12 protein-coding genes are annotated in these 16,036 nt (G+C 60.9%); 3 read left to right on the forward strand and 9 right to left on the reverse strand.

Translation table 11 applies throughout. The annotated features are described in order from the left end of the window. Positions 1 to 94: 94 nt before the first annotated feature. Positions 95 to 985 (forward strand): rhamnan synthesis F family protein, encoded by an 891-nt coding sequence (locus HKD31_RS13595; RefSeq protein WP_194265533.1) that lies wholly within the window; start codon positions 95 to 97, stop codon positions 983 to 985. On the opposite strand, the gene HKD31_RS13600 is transcribed toward HKD31_RS13595, so the two are convergent. Together HKD31_RS13600 and HKD31_RS13605 are read right to left on the reverse strand one after the other, a co-directional pair. Continuing rightward, positions 960 to 3,665 carry a glycosyltransferase gene (locus HKD31_RS13600; protein WP_194265534.1) on the reverse strand — a complete coding sequence of 902 codons (2,706 nt, stop codon included), beginning with the start codon at positions 3,663 to 3,665 and terminating at the stop codon, positions 960 to 962. The genes HKD31_RS13595 and HKD31_RS13600 overlap by 26 nt on opposite strands. A gap of 114 nt (positions 3,666 to 3,779) precedes the next feature. Further along, positions 3,780 to 5,159 (reverse strand): beta strand repeat-containing protein, encoded by a 1,380-nt coding sequence (locus HKD31_RS13605; RefSeq protein ID WP_194265535.1) that lies wholly within the window; start codon positions 5,157 to 5,159, stop codon positions 3,780 to 3,782. Positions 5,160 to 5,686: 527 nt separating this feature from the next. Between HKD31_RS13605 and HKD31_RS13610 the strand changes: the two genes are divergently transcribed. Further along, positions 5,687 to 8,482 (forward strand): glycosyltransferase, encoded by a 2,796-nt coding sequence (locus HKD31_RS13610; RefSeq protein ID WP_228120780.1) that lies wholly within the window; start codon positions 5,687 to 5,689, stop codon positions 8,480 to 8,482. A 116-nt stretch (positions 8,483 to 8,598) separates the two neighbouring features. Here the strand turns inward: HKD31_RS13610 and HKD31_RS13615 are convergent, their stop codons facing one another. Together HKD31_RS13615 and HKD31_RS13620 are read right to left on the reverse strand one after the other, a co-directional pair. Then, positions 8,599 to 9,990, reverse strand: coding sequence for an NAD-dependent succinate-semialdehyde dehydrogenase (locus HKD31_RS13615; RefSeq protein ID WP_062494555.1), 1,392 nt, complete (start codon positions 9,988 to 9,990; stop codon positions 8,599 to 8,601). A gap of 92 nt (positions 9,991 to 10,082) precedes the next feature. After that, positions 10,083 to 12,116, reverse strand: a complete 2,034-nt coding sequence (locus tag HKD31_RS13620) for an NAD(+) synthase (protein WP_194265536.1) — start codon at positions 12,114 to 12,116, stop codon at positions 10,083 to 10,085. A 192-nt stretch (positions 12,117 to 12,308) separates the two neighbouring features. Between HKD31_RS13620 and HKD31_RS13625 the strand changes: the two genes are divergently transcribed. Next, positions 12,309 to 12,485, forward strand: a complete 177-nt coding sequence (locus HKD31_RS13625) for a DUF1328 domain-containing protein (RefSeq protein WP_081107199.1) — start codon at positions 12,309 to 12,311, stop codon at positions 12,483 to 12,485. Between the two features lie 9 nt (positions 12,486 to 12,494). On the opposite strand, the gene HKD31_RS13630 is transcribed toward HKD31_RS13625, so the two are convergent. From HKD31_RS13630 to HKD31_RS13650, 5 genes are read right to left on the reverse strand one after another with little or no spacing between them, the layout of a single operon-like run. After that, positions 12,495 to 13,010 carry a disulfide bond formation protein B gene (locus HKD31_RS13630; RefSeq protein ID WP_062494551.1) on the reverse strand — a complete coding sequence of 172 codons (516 nt, stop codon included), beginning with the start codon at positions 13,008 to 13,010 and terminating at the stop codon, positions 12,495 to 12,497. Beyond that, positions 13,001 to 14,344 (reverse strand): alpha,alpha-trehalose-phosphate synthase (UDP-forming), encoded by a 1,344-nt coding sequence (locus HKD31_RS13635; RefSeq protein ID WP_062494549.1) that lies wholly within the window; start codon positions 14,342 to 14,344, stop codon positions 13,001 to 13,003. Before HKD31_RS13635 ends, HKD31_RS13630 begins: the two co-directional genes overlap by 10 nt. Continuing rightward, on the reverse strand, positions 14,332 to 15,054 hold the full coding sequence (gene otsB / locus HKD31_RS13640; RefSeq protein WP_194265537.1) for a trehalose-phosphatase: 723 nt from the start codon (positions 15,052 to 15,054) through the stop codon (positions 14,332 to 14,334). Before otsB ends, HKD31_RS13635 begins: the two co-directional genes overlap by 13 nt. Positions 15,055 to 15,102: 48 nt before the next feature. After that, positions 15,103 to 15,795: a DUF2155 domain-containing protein gene (locus tag HKD31_RS13645; protein WP_194265538.1), complete on the reverse strand. Its 693-nt coding sequence runs from the start codon at positions 15,793 to 15,795 to the stop codon at positions 15,103 to 15,105. Next, positions 15,792 to 16,034, reverse strand: a complete 243-nt coding sequence (locus HKD31_RS13650; RefSeq protein ID WP_194265539.1) for a hypothetical protein — start codon at positions 16,032 to 16,034, stop codon at positions 15,792 to 15,794. The genes HKD31_RS13645 and HKD31_RS13650 overlap by 4 nt, the downstream gene beginning before the upstream one ends. Positions 16,035 to 16,036: the final 2 nt, after the last annotated feature.

Consider the following 16,036-nt stretch of genomic DNA (forward strand, 5'->3'; position numbering starts at 1 on the left):
ATCGCCTCAGAATGCCATAGTGTTTCCTATAGAACCGTCCCAGAAACAACCATATATCATGAATTTAACGTTTCTTTCTTCAACAGGACGGTCCATGTCAGCCCCTGTCTGCCTGTTCGCATATTACAGCACAGACGCGGGGCTTCCCCCTCACACACGCCATCTGCTCAGCCAGATCGCGTCCTGCGGCTTTACGATCCACCTCGCCGCCTCCGGCCTGTCAGAGACAGAAGCCCGATCGCTGCAAGATGACCTCGCGGGCGGCACACCTCGGGTCTCAGCAACCGTCCATGCCCGCCCCAATATCGGGCTGGACTTCGGAGCCTGGCAATTCCTGCTCTCCCGTGACTGCGACGGGGACGCAGACGAAATCCTGTTCGCCAATGACAGCGTCTTCGGCCCGCTCCTCCCGCTCAATCCCATCGTGGAGCGCATGCGGGCACAGAACCTTCAGATCTGGGGCATGGTCCGCTCGGAGGCCGTGGTACCCCATCTACAATCCTGGTTCCTGTGCATGACCCGCGAAGCCCTGGATCATCCCGCAATCCAGCGGATCTTCAACCAACCCTTCAGCGACATGAGCAAAGACGAGATCGTCCTGCACGGAGAGCTTGGCCTTGGCCTCGCCATCAAGGCGGCCGGACTGTCTTGCGGAGCCGCCTGGAGCAACCCCCGCGGCCTCGCCCGTCTTCTGGCACTCAACCCCATGCACACGGACTGGCGCGCCGTCCTGCGATCGGGCCACGCCCCCTTCATCAAGACCGAACTCCTGCGCGACAACCCGAGCGGAATCGCATCCACCCATCTGTGGCGGCAGGAAATCCCCGATCCCGCCTTCTTCAGCCCCGACTGGATCGCCCGTTATCTTGCGGCAACACCGCCCCGCAACCGTTCCAAACGCGCAGGCTTCCGGGCCAGACTGATCCAGGCCCTGGCCAGCGAAGACCGGCGACACGCCCTTATAGCCCTGCTCCTCGGCCGCTAGACTGCCCTGCGGCCTGCTTCAGGAAGCCGTAAAGTTCTTCCGCCTGCATGTCGTATGTCGCAAGCCGTTCCTTGCACGGGTTAACGTACCCCTCAAAGCGTTCCGGTGCGTCCAGCAGCGCGGAGACGGCCTGGACAAGTGTCTGTGGTTTACCGTCCAGCGGCAGCCACGTCCCGTTTACCCCGTCCACCACGTCTTCTGATTGTCCCCCCGGAGACGTCGTGATGACCCAGACATCCCGCGCCAGTGCTTCCCGCACCGTCAGGCCGTAGCTTTCTTTCCATTGCGACGGAAACAGCAGAACATCAATCTGGTCATAGAAATCATCAAGGCCAGCCTGGGTATAGGCCGGCACAACCCGTAGCGTCCCACGAACGGTCCAGTCTTCCGGAAAGATCGACTGAAACCCGAGGTTGAGCTTGTTATCGACAACGACAAGTTCCCAGTCATTCCGCGACAGGGACTGCATGGCTTCTTTCAGCAGGCCATATCCCTTGACGGCTTCCGTCCCGCCGACAAAACCGAATCGCAGCGGCATCCCCGGGATCCGCGGCCTGCGCGCACGCTTCGGCCAGCAGAAACCGTTGCGATTGACCACGATCCGTTCAGGCGCAATCCCGTTCGCAAGATAGAGTTCGCGATGCGCCTGCGACGGACTGATCAGAAGGGCCGCACCCGCCAGGGCCTGCCGCATCACGACAGCCCGATCCGCAAGATACCGCACACCCGGGACACAGGCCTGACAGACCGCAGGATCGATGGTCGTCTGGAAACAGTACCGTCCGTCCGCCTTGACCATGAACTGCCGCTCGCAAAGCCACCAGGCATCGTGCAGCGTGAGAACGTAAGGAATTCCCCTTTCCTGACAGATCCGCAGGATCCCCGTTCCCAGTCCCTGCGCAGCATGAACATGCACGACATCCGGCTGACAGGCTTCAAGCACATCCGCAAACCGGGAAGCCATTGCCGGATTATCCAAGTGCCCCACCCCGTCCAGACCGTCAGGCAACACGGCGGCAAAGACCATCATGCCATCCACGTCGTAACGAACATCCCCATCAGGGATATCCACGGCAGGCGGTCTGGACGTCATGACACTGACCTGAGCCCCTTTCCGGACCAGCCGACGCCCCATCTCCTCGGCCACAATCGTGGCACCGCCAAAAGAGCGTGGCGCGAAATAGACATTCGCCATCAGGACCCTGAGGCCCTCCGATTCCTGTCGAGGCGGAAGACCAAACAACGTCCGGGCCTGTGTCTGCGCCATCGCCTCAGGGGCATACCGCGCCATCACATCTTCATAAGCCGCTTCCGCCAGACGTTTCCGGTAATCCCCATCCCGCGCCAGGGCCAGAAACCCGTTTCGCCATGCGACGGTATCTGCGGCAAGGAGGCCGTTCTTTCCATCGCGCAGAACTGTCAGGAATGCTGCACATGGAGAACAGATGGCCGCGACACGGACAATGGCTGCCTCAAGAAACTTGATGTTGCTTTTACAGTCGTTGAACAGCGTCTTTTCCAGCGGAGCAATCGCGATATCCGTCTGTGACAGGGCCTTCAGATACTCCGGATAGGTCAGCTCCGTCAGGCGCTCAACCCGATCCCCGAACCGACTGAACGCCGAAGACAGCTGCAACTGCCCGATGACCCTCAGGCAGAGCCGGGGCTCCTCATCCATCGCTGCCAGCAGTCCCGCCTCGGCCTGCCTGAAATCGGCATCATGAGTATTAGTGCCCGACCCATACGAAACCCAGATCCGGTCTGATGGCACAGGAGCAGGAAGGGCCTCTGCAATTCCAAGCGTCTGTGCGTCCAGGGCATTTTCCAGAACAGCGACATCCGTCAGCCCCGCCTCTCGCATGGCGCCCGCAAGAGCCGCCGTCGAGGCAATGCCTCGACCACAGGCCAGCATACACCGGCGGAACAATGCCACCCCCGAGAGCAGAAGGTCACGCTCCGCCGCAGGAAGCGTGTCGATATTCCCGTTCTGCCTATACTCCCCTTCATCGAAGATGAGATCATCCACTTCCCAGCGTGGAGCCAGTCCCAGCCGATGCGCTTCCTGCACCAGTGTCATGACGTCGTCGAACCCAGGAACCCGATAGAAAATAACATGCGTACAAAGCTGAAGGGCAGACTGGGCTTCGGCAATATCCCGCCAGTCCACGACCTGAACCGACCAGCCCAGCGTCTTCAGGAAATCCCGCTTCTGCCAGACGCGATACTTGGCACACTGCCTCAGGCTGAGTTCCGCAATGATGAGAACCTGCGGCTTCAGTCTCGCAGTTCCGCATTCGGGAGTAGCTCTGTAAGGATGAAGCGCCCCTGTATCACCGGAGGCTTGAGGCAAAACCTTCCGCCGGTCACCATGGAGCCGCTTCAGGCGACGAACACGGTGGGTAACGGTTTTCCTGATCCCCGAAAGCCCTTCCCGCCCCCAAAGACGCCGAAACCGCTCCGGAAGTTCACTGACGGGGCGACCGGAAAGCAGCCTGCCGAATGTCAGAGCCCGGACAGCACGCAGGGGAAGCGTCACACGCCAGGATAGGGACGTCTGAATCAGGAACAACTGACGCAGCAGCTTCTGGTTCTCTTTCTGCAGTTGCTCGGCTCTCAAACCGTTCAGGTGCGCCGCACTGCGATAACTTTCAGTCAGGGTTTCACGCGGGTCGTCCCGCATTCTGTCAGGCTTTCACAAAATAGGTAAAACGAACTTCAGAAACACGAAAGGCCGGACCCTTCCGGATCCGGCCTTCCTGAACAATACCAGCCCGTCAGAGGACAGACGCGGTCATTAGCTCAGGGTGAAGTCAGAGGCGTTCAGATCGGTAACGCCAACGAACGTGATCTTGGAGTTGTCGGACAGCTCGATCGTGGTGTTACCACCAGCAATCGTAGCGTTCGCCAGAACACTTGCCAGACCATCGTTATTCTGAAGGCCATACCCATACAGAGCCATCAGGTTACCGGCCGCACTGCCGAAGTCGGTGATGGTGTAGTCACCGCCGGCAGAACCCTCGGTCAGAGCGAACAGGTTTGCTGCGCCCGAACCACCTGTAAGGGTAGCCGCGCCCGAACCGCCAACCAGCGTATCGGCAGCGGAACCACCGATGATGGTCTCGTCGCCCGTGCCTGCGAAAGCATGCAGCGTACCGTTGGAAGACGCAGCCGAAACGGTTTCGCTGCCATCGCCACCAACGAACAGATTGGTGGAGCTTGCGGAACCACCGACCAGTATCAGATCAAGACCCGAAGCACCGAACAGCGTGGACGTGCCAGCGGAAACGGTGGTTTCCCCCGTGCCGTTCAGGAACGTCAGGGCTCCCGAAGCAGTGATCGAATTGGCCGTACCACGGATCTGCCAGATATCGGCAGAAGCCGAAATGGTGTCGTTCAGACCGCCCGAAACCGTGCTGACAGCACCTGTCGAGAAGTAGGTGCTGGAGCTACCGCCCGTGATGAAGCTGTTATTGCCACCCGAAACGGTGTTGTGCGACGTCGTGTCGTAAACCGTTGCGTTGGCACCCAGCGTAACCACGGAGCTGCCGCCGAGCAGCGTGACCGTATCGGTACCAGTCGTGCCGTCGATGGTGTCCTGACCCTCGGAACGAACAACGTTCGTGCCACTACCCAGGGTAATCAGGTTCTGGCCCAGGCCACCGCTGATGGTATCGTTACCATTGGTACCCGTGATGGTGTCGTCGCCATCACCCGTGGCAATGGTCCAGTTCCCCGTGGAATTGGCGCCATTGAAGGTGTTGTTGCCAACGCCACCAATGAACAGACCATCCTGATCGCCCACCGTCAGGGTTACGCCAGCCCAATCACCGGTAAGGATGCTGATGCTCTGGGCCGTACTGCCGGACACATCCAGGCTGACAGCCGAATTCAGGGTGTCTTCGCCCGTGGTAGAATAGCTGCCAACAGCGATATACTGCGTGGTACCGCCAGAAATGGTATAATCACCACCCTGGCTGATCAGGCCCTGACCCGTGGTGCTACCCGTAGCGCCATTACTGCCCGGAACCAGATCATAAGAATCAAGCCCGCCACTGGCGTGGAGGGTGGAAACAGCAGTCTGATACTGCTGCGCCAGTAGTTGGGTCTGCCCACCACTGACCGTGACCACAAAGGTCTGGCCGGAGGCGCCAACTACTGTAGTAATGTCAGCCATTACCATGCACTCCTAAAAAAAGGTTGCCTCGCACCGGCGGCCCTCGGACCACCCAAATGATCGAGCGACGAGTCTTGCATATATCAGAGCCAGATTGTCAAAAGCAATCCACTTCGAACACGATACAAAGAATCAAGATCCATCATTTTGGGGATTCGAACAGCCATGCCGACAAAGAATTTTCCGTTTTCATTATGCGGAAACGGAAAAGAGCGGGTAATCCAGCCCTTCAGTCAAATCCTTTTATATCAAAAAAGTTCCGTTAATGTTAATTTCACAAGAAATAAATATTGCCACTACTGCGTCAAGCCAGACCTGACCGAGCTGCGCCTTTTCTGAAACAAGCCGCCCTTCACAGACACTTAGATCCCGACACTTAGATCCCAACAGGCCCATTCGTGAATTTTCCCATCCCCCCTTCACCGTCTCTTCCAAGAGCGGACCACAATCTGGCGTGTCTGGCGCTCCTGCTGGCATCAGGAAAGTCGGCGACAGACGGCTCTCCAAATCTCCAGGATCACATTTTCTTGATTGTCTGGCTGACGACAGTCCTGACCGAGGAAAAAGACCTTTCCACTGCCCGGATCAAATGTTCACCCCGCGTGCATGCCCAGATTCGCCATGCTCTTCGTGCAATGCTGGAAACGCACCTTCCGGACAGGGATATCCGGGTCGTCTCCCAGGTGTCCCGGAACGACGGGAACAGTCTTCCCCTGCTATGCCACATCACGGAAGACGCACCCCAGAGCCCTTCTTCATTGCCCGTTCTCCTGCTCGGGGCAGATCACCCTGCCGGGTCGGTTGTCTTGACCCCCGGAAGCGCCCTGACGAACGCAGGCGATTCACCCTTTCTGGGTATCCTGATGTCTGAAACGCCGGAAAGCCTCGGACTCCGACGCAACATCCGACTGCTTCTCGATGACAGTCGGAAAACCCGTCTTCTGATGTCCCGGACTCAGGCGATACAGCAGGCATCGCTTGAAAAAACACAGACCATCCAGGAGCTCCGGATCTCTCTCCGGATGCTCTCGACCAGAATCATGCGGTTGCCGCCCGAGACACCAGCACCCGAACAGACCGAGCAGCCAACCCCAGCACCGCCGCCGGTCGTGTCTCTTCCGCCTGAAGAACCAATTCCTGAGCCGATTCCGACACCCCCGTTCTGGCTCCGGGCCGGTCAACGCCTCAAGCGCATTCTGCGCCCTCACCCCCCCCAACCCGTCATCCCGGTTCAAGAGGAACCCGACACGGATGAGAGCAGCCCCGCACCCGTTTCGGCCCCGGCTCCGGAACCAGGACCAGAGTCAGATCCCGCACCTTTCTCCGTACGTCGCGTGCTGTTCGTTGCAGGAGAACCCGACACGCCTGGCGTTCTGTACCGCTGTTACCGAAATGCTGCCGCCACCCGGGATGCCGGCTTTGAAGCCCGGGTCCAGCCCTGCGCCTCGATCGGCTACGACGATATTCTCTGGGCAGATGTCATGGTGTTCTGGCGTGTCGAGTACAGTGGCCATGTCAGTACGATCTTCGATCTCGCCGCAGCGGAAAACGTCATTACCGTCTTCGATGCGGACGATATTGTCTTCGTGCCCCATTATGCCCGCGTGGACATGATCGACGGTATCCGCTCGATCGGCGCCACGGAAGAACGGATCGAACGCTGCTTTTCGGAAATGCGCCGCACCTTCCTGCGCTGTGATCAGGGATCAACGACCACCGCCGAGCTGGTCTTTGCCATGCACAGCCTGCGCCCCGTCGTTCACCTGCTTCCAAACGTTTATGACATGCTTTCCCTGCGACGTGCCCGCATGGCGCTGCGCATGCGCGGCGAACCCGGCCGCGTCAACGCCGGCGACGGCCTGGTCCGCATCGGTTACGCCACGGGCTCCCGGACCCACCAGCAGGACTTTGGCCCCATCTGCCCCACCATCGCAGAAGTCCTGCGTCAGCGCCCTGAAGCACGCCTTGTCCTGTTCCGTGAACCCGTCACGCATCGTCCCATCCTGCTGATGGAAGAATTTCCCAGCCTGATCCCAGTGCAGGACCAGATCGAATGGCGCGATATGGTCCCTCTTGAGGAACTTCAGGACGAGTTCGCACGGTTCGACATCTCCATCGCGCCTCTGGTGACGGGAAACGTCTTCTGTGAAGCCAAAAGCGAGATCAAGTTTTTCGAAGCCGCCCTCTCCGGCGCAGCGACCGTCGCCTCACCGACCGGCCCGTTCCAGCGCGTCATCCGCCACGGCGAAACCGGCTTTCTGGCCGGCAGCCCAACGGACTGGTACGACGCCCTGATCGCACTGATCGACAATCCGGAACGCCGCGTCCGTATGGCACGGGACGCCTATCATTCCGTCCTGTGGCCCTTCGGTCCGCAGGCGCAGACCCGGCGCATGAAACTCGTCCTGACGTCCATGTCCGGAGACGAGGCCGCTGCCCTTGCCGGGGAAACGCGTCTTGCCAGAGACCGTCTCGCTCCGGCCCCCGTGCCCGTCATCCCGCCCAGCCGCACCCTTTTCCATCACGATGCGCTGGGAGAAGCCCCCGTCACTGTCGTCATCACGTCCTATAATTACGAAGCACATCTTCTGGACGCGCTGGAATCCGTTGCGGCGCAGACTCTTCCCGTACTGGATCTGATCGTCGTGGATGACGGCTCGTCCGACGGATCGGTCGCCCTGGCCCGCATCTGGATGGAGCGACACTGCGACCGCTTCAACCGCCTGATCCTGCGCCAGTCCATCGCAAATGCGGGACTGGGAGGCGCACGGAACATCGGAATGGACGCGGCCGAGACCGTTCACGTTATGCAGCTGGATGCCGACAATACCCTGCGCCCTGAAGCCTGCGAAACGCTTCTGAATTCCATGGGTGACAGCACGGCCTATGCCTATCCTCTCATCGCCTGTTTCAATGAACACGGGCCTGTGCTGGCGGACATAAGCACAGACACCCATCAACAGCCGGGCGCACCAGAGCTTCTGGGAGACCTTCCCTTCAATCCACTCTCACTCGTCTCGGGGAACCGTATCGATGCCATGGCCATGGTCACCAAATGGGCGTGGGCTGCGGTCGGAGGTTACTATGTTTCACGTGAAGCAATGGGCTGGGAGGACTTCGACCTGTGGTGTTCGCTGGCGGAACGCGGCCTGCCCGGCCATCACGTCCCGCAGATCCTGGCCGATTACCGCCAGCATGAGACATCCATGACGAACACCTCGACCGAAAAGGAGGCCCACAAGGCCCGTGTCGTGGCGTTCGTTCAGGCCAGACACCCCTGGATCCGCCTCAGCGCCGAACGCGCAAAGCCCCGGAAAAACTGAAACCCTTTTCCAGACCGGCCAAGAAAAAAAACCCGCTCCCGGACAGATCCGGAAGCGGGTTTTTCATAACCTGACAGATCGAACCGGGCTCCGCGCGGAAGCCCGATACGGCTCAATCAGAACGGCGCATCAATATCAACAACGTCGATCAGCTTGTGATTGACGAATTCCTTGATGCCCAGACCGATCAGTTCACGGCCATAACCCGAACGGGCTACACCACCGAACGGCAGGTCAGCCTTCACCATCGTCGGATGGTTGATATAGACCATGCCCGTATAGATCTGCTCGGCAACTTTCACGCCGCGCTGGGTATCCTTCGTGAAGACCGAACCACCCAGACCGAACGGCGAGTCATTGGCGATACGGATGGCATGCGCATCGTCCTTGGCCCGATAGAGCTGCGTCACCGGACCGAAGAACTCCCACAGACGGGCTTCATTGTTCTCGTGCAGGTTGGTCATCAGCAGCGGCTGGAAGAACGCACCCTTCTCCGGCACCGACGGACCGATGGCCTCGACAACGGCACCATGCTTCTTGGCTTCCTCGACCTGCGCCTTCAGATCATCCGCAGCCTTTTGCGAGGACAGCGGTGCCAGCGTGGTCTTCGGGTCCATCGGATCACCCGGGATCAGCTTGGCGACTTCGGCCTTGTACAGCTCCAGGAAGCGGTCATAGACAGCATCCGCCACGATCAGACGCTTAGCGGACACACAGACCTGACCGGCATTCCAGTGACGGCCGAAAGCAGCCCACTTTGCGGTCTTTTCCAGATCCGCATCGTCCAGAACGAGGAACGCATCGGAACCGCCCAGCTCCATCGTGGACTTCTTCAGCGCCTGTGCCGCAATCCCGGCCACAACAGCGCCAGCACCTTCCGAACCCGTCAGGGCCACGCCACAGACGCGCGGGTCCTTGAGGATCGTCTCGGTGTGATGACGGGCAGCATACAGGTTGCGGAATCCACCCTTCGGCAGACCGGCTTCCTTCATCAGGTCATCGAACGCGGCAGCACACTGCGGCACGTTGGAGGCGTGCTTGAGAATGACCGTGTTACCGGCGGAAAGCTGCGGCGCGATGATGCGAGCGATCTGGTAGAACGGGAAGTTCCACGGCTCGATCGCGAACACGATGCCCTGCGGCTGATGGATCAGGACGGCCTCGCCTTCCTTCGGATCCGCAACCGGCAGCTTCTCGGCTTTCAGCAGCTCTTCGGCGTTCTTGGCATAATATTCGAAGATCTCGGCGGACAGGATCGTCTCTGCCTTGGCTTCGGCATAGATCTTGCCCATCTCGAGTGTCAGAAGCTTGGAATACTTGTCGATATCACGGCGAAGGATGTTCGCCGCTGCCGTCATGATCTTTGCGCGCTCGGCGAACGGCGTGTGGCGCCAGCTCTTGAACGCATCATAGGCTTCGGTCAGCGCGGTCTGGACTTCCTGGTCGGTTGCTTCCGGGAAGGTCTTGAGCGTCTCACCGGTATAAGGGTTGATCGTAGCGTAAGCCATGACGAGTCATGTTCCTATGTGGTGACGGGTTTCCAACATATTGGCACGGATGCGGGCAGACAAAACCCCCCACACTCCTGCACACCAAAACTTCACGGATGTGTGTTCGTTTCAGGCACATTATCACAAAGTTCCGCAAGCCATGCCGTTGCCGTGCCATCAGACGGTGCCCGCCAGTCTCCCCGCGGCGAGAGAGAGCCACCGGAAACCAGCTTCGGACCATTGGGCATGGCGGAGCGTTTGAACTGGCTCGTCCCGAAAAACCGCCGCAAAAACACTTCCAGCCAGTGCCGGATCTCACCCAGATCGTAGGCAATCTTCCGGTCCTGCGGATAATGCTCAGACCATGTTCCGCGGGACGCGTCGCTCCAGGCCACCTCCGCCAGGAACGCGATCCGCGACGGTCTGAAGCCGTGACGCAGAATGTGATAAAGTGTGAAATCCTGAAGCGGGTAGGGTCCGATCGTCTGTTCCGTGCTCTGAACGCCCTGCCCGGTATCGGGCACCAGCTCCGGCGTGATCTCCGCACTGACGATCCGCTCCAGAACCGGCCCCACGCCCTCGCCCAGTTTTCCATCCCGCGCCAGCCAGCGGATGACATGTTGGATCAGCGTCTTCGGCATCCCGGCATTGACGTTGTAATGGGACATCTGGTCCCCCACACCATAGGTGCACCAGCCCAGTGCCAGTTCAGACAGATCCCCCGTCCCGATCACGATTCCATTGCGGTAATTGGCGATCCGGAACAGGAAATCCGTCCTTAGCCCCGCCTGCACGTTCTCGAACGTAATGTCATGCACGGGCTGCCCCTCGGCGAAAGGATGGCCAATCCCTGCCAGCATCGTCTGAGCCGTGGGCCGGATATCCAGTTCGTTCACCTCAACACCCAGCGCCTCCATGAGCGCATGGGCCAGCGAGCGGCTCTCCGTTCCCGTCGCAAAACCGGGCATCGTGTAGGCCAGAACATGCGTTCGGGGCCAGCCGAGCTCATCGGCCGCCCGCACCGCCACCAGCAGCGCAAGCGTGCTGTCCAGCCCGCCTGAAACCCCGATCACGGCCCGCTGCGCGCCGCTCGCCTGCAAACGGCGGCGCAGGGCGCTGACCTGAATGGTCCAGCCTTCATAGCAGTCCCGCGCCAGCGTCCGCGCATCGGACGGTACGAACGGAAACCGCGCGACATCCCGTTTCAGCCCCAGATCCGTCATCGGCGGCGCAAGCGTGAATCCGACGGTCCGGAACGTCTGCCCCGCATGCCCGAACTGCCCCGTCCGCATCCGCTCCTGCCGCAGCAGATCCAGATCCACATCCGCCACAACCAGCCGCTCGCCCTGCGGAAACCGATCCGACTGCGCCAGAAGCCGCCCGGCTTCATGGATCGACACCTGCCCGTCCCAGGCCAGATCGGTCGTGGACTCCCCTTCGCCCGCCGCCGCATAGGCATAGGCCGTCAGCGTCCGCATGGACTGCGCCTGACACAGAAGCGACCGGTCATCCGTCCGCCCGATCGTCACCGGGGACGCCGACGGATTGAGAATGACCGTCGCCCCCGCTTCCGCCAGCTTCCCGCTCGGCGGAGACGCCACCCACAGATCCTCGCAGATCTCCACGCCCAGCGTCAGCCCGCGCATATCCTCGGCCTGGAACAGCAGATCCGCTCCGAACGGCACCTCTTCACCAAACAGCCGGATCGTCCCGGACGTCTGAAGCCCGGACGTGAAATACCGTGGCTCGTAGAACTCCCGGTAACGCGGGAGATGCGATTTCGGCACCACACCCAGCACCCGCCCGCGATGCACAATCGCAGCGCAGTTATAGAGCAGATCGCCCCGCATCAGCGGCAACCCCACGACCGCGACGGACAGAAGATCCCGCGTCCCTGCGACAACCTGCCGGAGCGCCTCGAGCGCCCCATCAAGCACCACGTCCTGAAACCGCAGATCATCCAGCGTGTAGCCTGTCAGCCCCAGCTCCGGAAACACCACCGCCGCCACGCCCTGCCGGTCACAGTCGCGCAGAACCCCCAGAACCCGCTCACCATTCTTCAGCGGATCGGCAAGCGTCACCGGCAGCGTGCAGGCAGCGATCCGGGCGAATTCCTGATGATACAGGGAGCGGAACAGGGTCATGGCAGTCCTCCGGCAGGCACGGCTCCCGAATTCAGGGACCCGACCCATGGAAATATCGGAAACCGGGACTGTGCAAACAGCCCGAAAATAAAACGGATGTTGCGAAAATGAACCTGTTCACTCCGCCGCCGTTCAGCCTTCTCACACCCCGCCTCTCCCTCAGAGGGCGCTACTGACAAAGGAGACAGTCCCATGGACCTGCTACGCTGGACCATTGCCTTCCTTATCCTCGCCTTATGTGCTGCGGTGCTGGGCTTTGGCGGAATTTCGGCAGATTTTGCCTATATCGGCAAGATCCTTTTCTTCATCTTCCTGGTGCTGCTGATCATCAGCCTCATCTTCGGACGCGGACGCGGCACGCGCCTCTGATCCGGCCCCTCAGCGTCGGGAGCGGCCCATGCGGAAGCTCCCGACCAGAGCCACCACGAACACCACAACCGCATACAAACCACCCAGCTCCGTCATGGATATAGGCAGACCGAACAGGTAATCCGGCGAATCACACGGCTTGTTCGGCCGTGCGGGCATCGCCGACATCCAGTCCTTGAAGTTGCCCCCGTGAAAGACCGGGGCCCTGCACTCCGGCGCCGGGCTGGGCCAGAACTTGTGCTCCACGCCTGCATGCAGAACCGCCAGCCCGATACTGGTCATCAGGCACAGAAGCCCGAAGAAAACCCCGTACCGGGCATAGCGCTTCGGCAGCACGATCGTGACGATTCCAAGCCCGATCAGCACCCACCACGGACGCCGCTCCCACAGGCACAGCTCGCAGGGTGCAAGCTTCAGCCAGTGCTCGGCAAACCAGACGACCCCGAGCGCCACCAGCCCCGCCAGAACATACAGACCACCCAGAGCAGACGTTGAAACGGGGCGGTATGTTCTGTTCAGTGGCACGGACGGATCGCCTCCAGGCTATCAAGAAACTGCTTGGACCAGCTCCCCGCCGTATTGCGGGAAACCTCGTCATACATCGCGGACCATGCCGCATGACGGGCGTGTACGTCCATGGTCAGGCCGATATGAAGCGCATCGGCCATTCCTTCCGCATCCAGTGGATTGATCAGAAGCGCCTCGGGCATTTCCGGAGCCGCCCCCGCAAACCGCGACAGCACCAGCACGCCGGGATCGTCCTCGTCCTGCGCCGCGATGAACTCCTTGGCCACAAGGTTCATGCCATCCCGCAGCGGCGTGACAAACCCCACATCCGCCATCCGGTAAAGCCCGGCGAGGATATGCCGCCCGATCGGCCAGGTCGTGTAGCGGATCGGCACCCAGTCCGGCGTGCCATAGGCGCCGTTGATCGTCCCGACCAGGCCGTCCAACTCTTCCTTGAGCAGACGATAGCTTTCCACGCCCCCCCGTGACACCGGAGTAACCTGAAGAAACGTCACCTGCCCGCGATGCTCGGGATAGTTCTTCAGCAGAGCCTCGAAGCCCTTCATCCGCTCCGGCAGACCCTTGGAATAATCCAGCCGGTCCACCCCCATGATCAGGTGCGTCCCCTCCAGCGTATCCATGATCTTCACCACTTCGTCGGAAGAAGCGCTTTCGATCGCCTGCTGACGGAAGCTGACAGGATCGATCCCGATCGGCACGGCCTCGACCGCCGCCTTCAGGCCATAGGCCTCGAAACACCCCTTGAGATTGGTCGCGTCCTCAGGCGTCTGCACCCCGATCAGATCGCACGCCGCCAGTCCGGTCAGCAGCATGTCGAGCTTGGGCAGCAGACGCGCTACGCTCCAGGGCGGGAACGGAATATGCAGGAAGAATCCGATCCGCCCCGTCACACCCCGGTCCCGCAGCATCTTGCCCAGTGGAAACAGGTGATAGTCATGGATCCAGACCGTATCATCCGGCTCCAGTAACCCGACCAGCCGGTCCGCGAAGACTTCGTTCGCCTCGTAATAGGCGTCGCAGTCCTCACGGGTGTAGCGGATCAGGTTGGTCCGGTAATGACACAGCGGCCACAGGACGCCGTTGGAAAAATTCAGGTAGAACCGGTCATACTGCCTTTGGGTCAGATCGAACGTCACATAATTGACGTTTCCCACCTGCTCGCTCTGGACCGGCCGGTCGGCCGCATCGGCATGCTGATGGCCCGACCACCCGAACCAGAGGGTCTCCTGCGTCTGTACCGCATCATACAGACCAACCGTCAGCCCCCCGGCAGGCTGCGTACGCTCCCCCGGGGCAGGCGTCCGGTTGGAAACAATGATCAGGCGCCCCATCCGTGTCCCTCCGACAGATCATGCAGCCAGCGCCGGAACGTGGCCGCATCTGGAAAATCATCGGGAATGAGCCAGCCTGCGCCCCCCATCTGGCGCGCAGCCCTCACCCCGTCGCGGTCCGTGACGTCATCACCGGCAAAAACCGGAAGCCGCCCGGCAAAAGGCGGCTCCGCCATCAGTTCCCGCAGCGCCTTGCCCTTGTCGATCCCCAGTGGCCGGAGTTCGATGGCCATCTGGGCATCCTGAAGGTGAAACCCCCGGTTTTCCACCGGCCAGGCCGACGCCAGCTTCCGAAAAGCGGATTCCGCCTCGGGCGCACGACGATAATGCAGCACCATTCCAGCTTTTTTGTGTTCAACACTGGCGCCCGGATGATCTGCCGCAGCCTTTTCAACAGCCTGCACCCATTCTCTAGGCACAACGGGCAGTTCGCGCTCCCTTAACGCCTGACCGGGCGCGTGACGCATCATCACGCCGTGCTCGCCGGCCACGGCATGGGGAATATCCGGCAGGAAATGATCGATCTGTGCGATGGGCCTGCCGGTAATGATCGCAAGCGCGCCATCGAGCATGTCCCGAAGACGCAGCAGATCCGCCGCGAGCCCTTCCGGCACCCGGACACTTTCCGGAGTAGGCGCGATATCGACGAGCGTTCCATCGAAATCAAGCAGCAGGGCTGCCCGGGACGGGGGAAAGGGAACCTGAATCATGAAGCTGTCATTTCTTCCTGTTTCTGGGTCATTCCGCCCCATCCCACCTTATTCGAGGCCTGGATCGGCCTCTGGAGCGGGAAGGGGCTGCCCCGAAGGCTGCGCAGGCACAGCCGGAGCAAGGGACGGCGCCGCACCACTGGGAGGCGCGAGCGGAATGGGATTATGACTGTCGGGAGCAAGCGGTACAGGACCGCCTGAGGCAGAACCGGGCTGGGATGCCGGAGCATCGCCCCCCTCTTCCACCGGAACCTCCGCACTGGCGAGCACGGGTGCCTTCACCACAGGCAGAGGCCCCGCCTGCGGTGCCGTCGGCGCCCCCGCACAGGAGACAACGCGCACATCGTACAAAGGGCTGCCATAAGTTGCGACAGAAGGTTCCTGAGCCAGCATCCAGCCATCGAAAGGCGGCCGCTGCGGATCACTTGCGTCCTTCAGATGCAGCAGGGCTCCGGCATCCGCCGCCAGCGTCTGCGGCCGGCTGACACAGGCTTCAACACCCACGGAAAGACTGTGATAGGTCGCGCTCCCGCCCACGGGAATCGTCAGAAGTTCCAGATGAGCGTCCAGCCGGTCCAGCACACGCACCACGGCCTGCGACTGTCCCTGCCAGGTTGCCGCCGGATACATCGCCGGGGGCGCCACACCTGTCGCGGCCCGCGCACCCGAAATCCCGGCCAGCAGAATCATTCCGGCAGCCCCGCACGGCAGCAGAACCCGGTCCGACCAGAGCTTCATCATGACTCTTTCTCCTGAGCCCCACCCTGGAGCGGGCTCTTCAGATCGGACAGCATCGCCTGAAACGTCTGCAGCATTGCCTGAGGCGCAACCCCCATCAGAACCCCGTCATCAAATGCATCCTGAAGGGCCTGACGCAGCTCGGCATCGTTTTCCCGGAGGATCTGGACCTTCTCCACACAGGACACGGGATTGCCCTCGTGGTCGACCCACAGAAACGCATTTTCCTGCGCATCCGTCATGC

Source organism: Gluconobacter potus (assembly GCF_015244705.1).
GTDB classification, from domain to species: domain Bacteria; phylum Pseudomonadota; class Alphaproteobacteria; order Acetobacterales; family Acetobacteraceae; genus Gluconobacter; species Gluconobacter potus.

What these genes read in the sequence shown, in the direction of transcription:
- HKD31_RS13600 (WP_194265534.1), bottom strand. Translation starts at nt 3,665, where the DNA reads ATGCGGGACGACCCGCGTGAAACCCTGACTGAAAGTTATCGCAGTGCG.
- HKD31_RS13635 (WP_062494549.1), bottom strand. Translation starts at nt 14,344, where the DNA reads ATGGGGCGCCTGATCATTGTTTCCAACCGGACGCCTGCCCCGGGGGAG.
- HKD31_RS13595 (WP_194265533.1), top strand. Translation starts at nt 95, where the DNA reads ATGTCAGCCCCTGTCTGCCTGTTCGCATATTACAGCACAGACGCGGGG.
- HKD31_RS13620 (WP_194265536.1), bottom strand. Translation starts at nt 12,116, where the DNA reads ATGACCCTGTTCCGCTCCCTGTATCATCAGGAATTCGCCCGGATCGCT.
- HKD31_RS13605 (WP_194265535.1), bottom strand. Translation starts at nt 5,159, where the DNA reads ATGGCTGACATTACTACAGTAGTTGGCGCCTCCGGCCAGACCTTTGTG.
- HKD31_RS13615 (WP_062494555.1), bottom strand. Translation starts at nt 9,990, where the DNA reads ATGGCTTACGCTACGATCAACCCTTATACCGGTGAGACGCTCAAGACC.
- HKD31_RS13650 (WP_194265539.1), bottom strand. Translation starts at nt 16,034, where the DNA reads ATGACGGATGCGCAGGAAAATGCGTTTCTGTGGGTCGACCACGAGGGC.
- otsB (WP_194265537.1), bottom strand. Translation starts at nt 15,054, where the DNA reads ATGATTCAGGTTCCCTTTCCCCCGTCCCGGGCAGCCCTGCTGCTTGAT.
- HKD31_RS13645 (WP_194265538.1), bottom strand. Translation starts at nt 15,795, where the DNA reads ATGATGAAGCTCTGGTCGGACCGGGTTCTGCTGCCGTGCGGGGCTGCC.
- HKD31_RS13625 (WP_081107199.1), top strand. Translation starts at nt 12,309, where the DNA reads ATGGACCTGCTACGCTGGACCATTGCCTTCCTTATCCTCGCCTTATGT.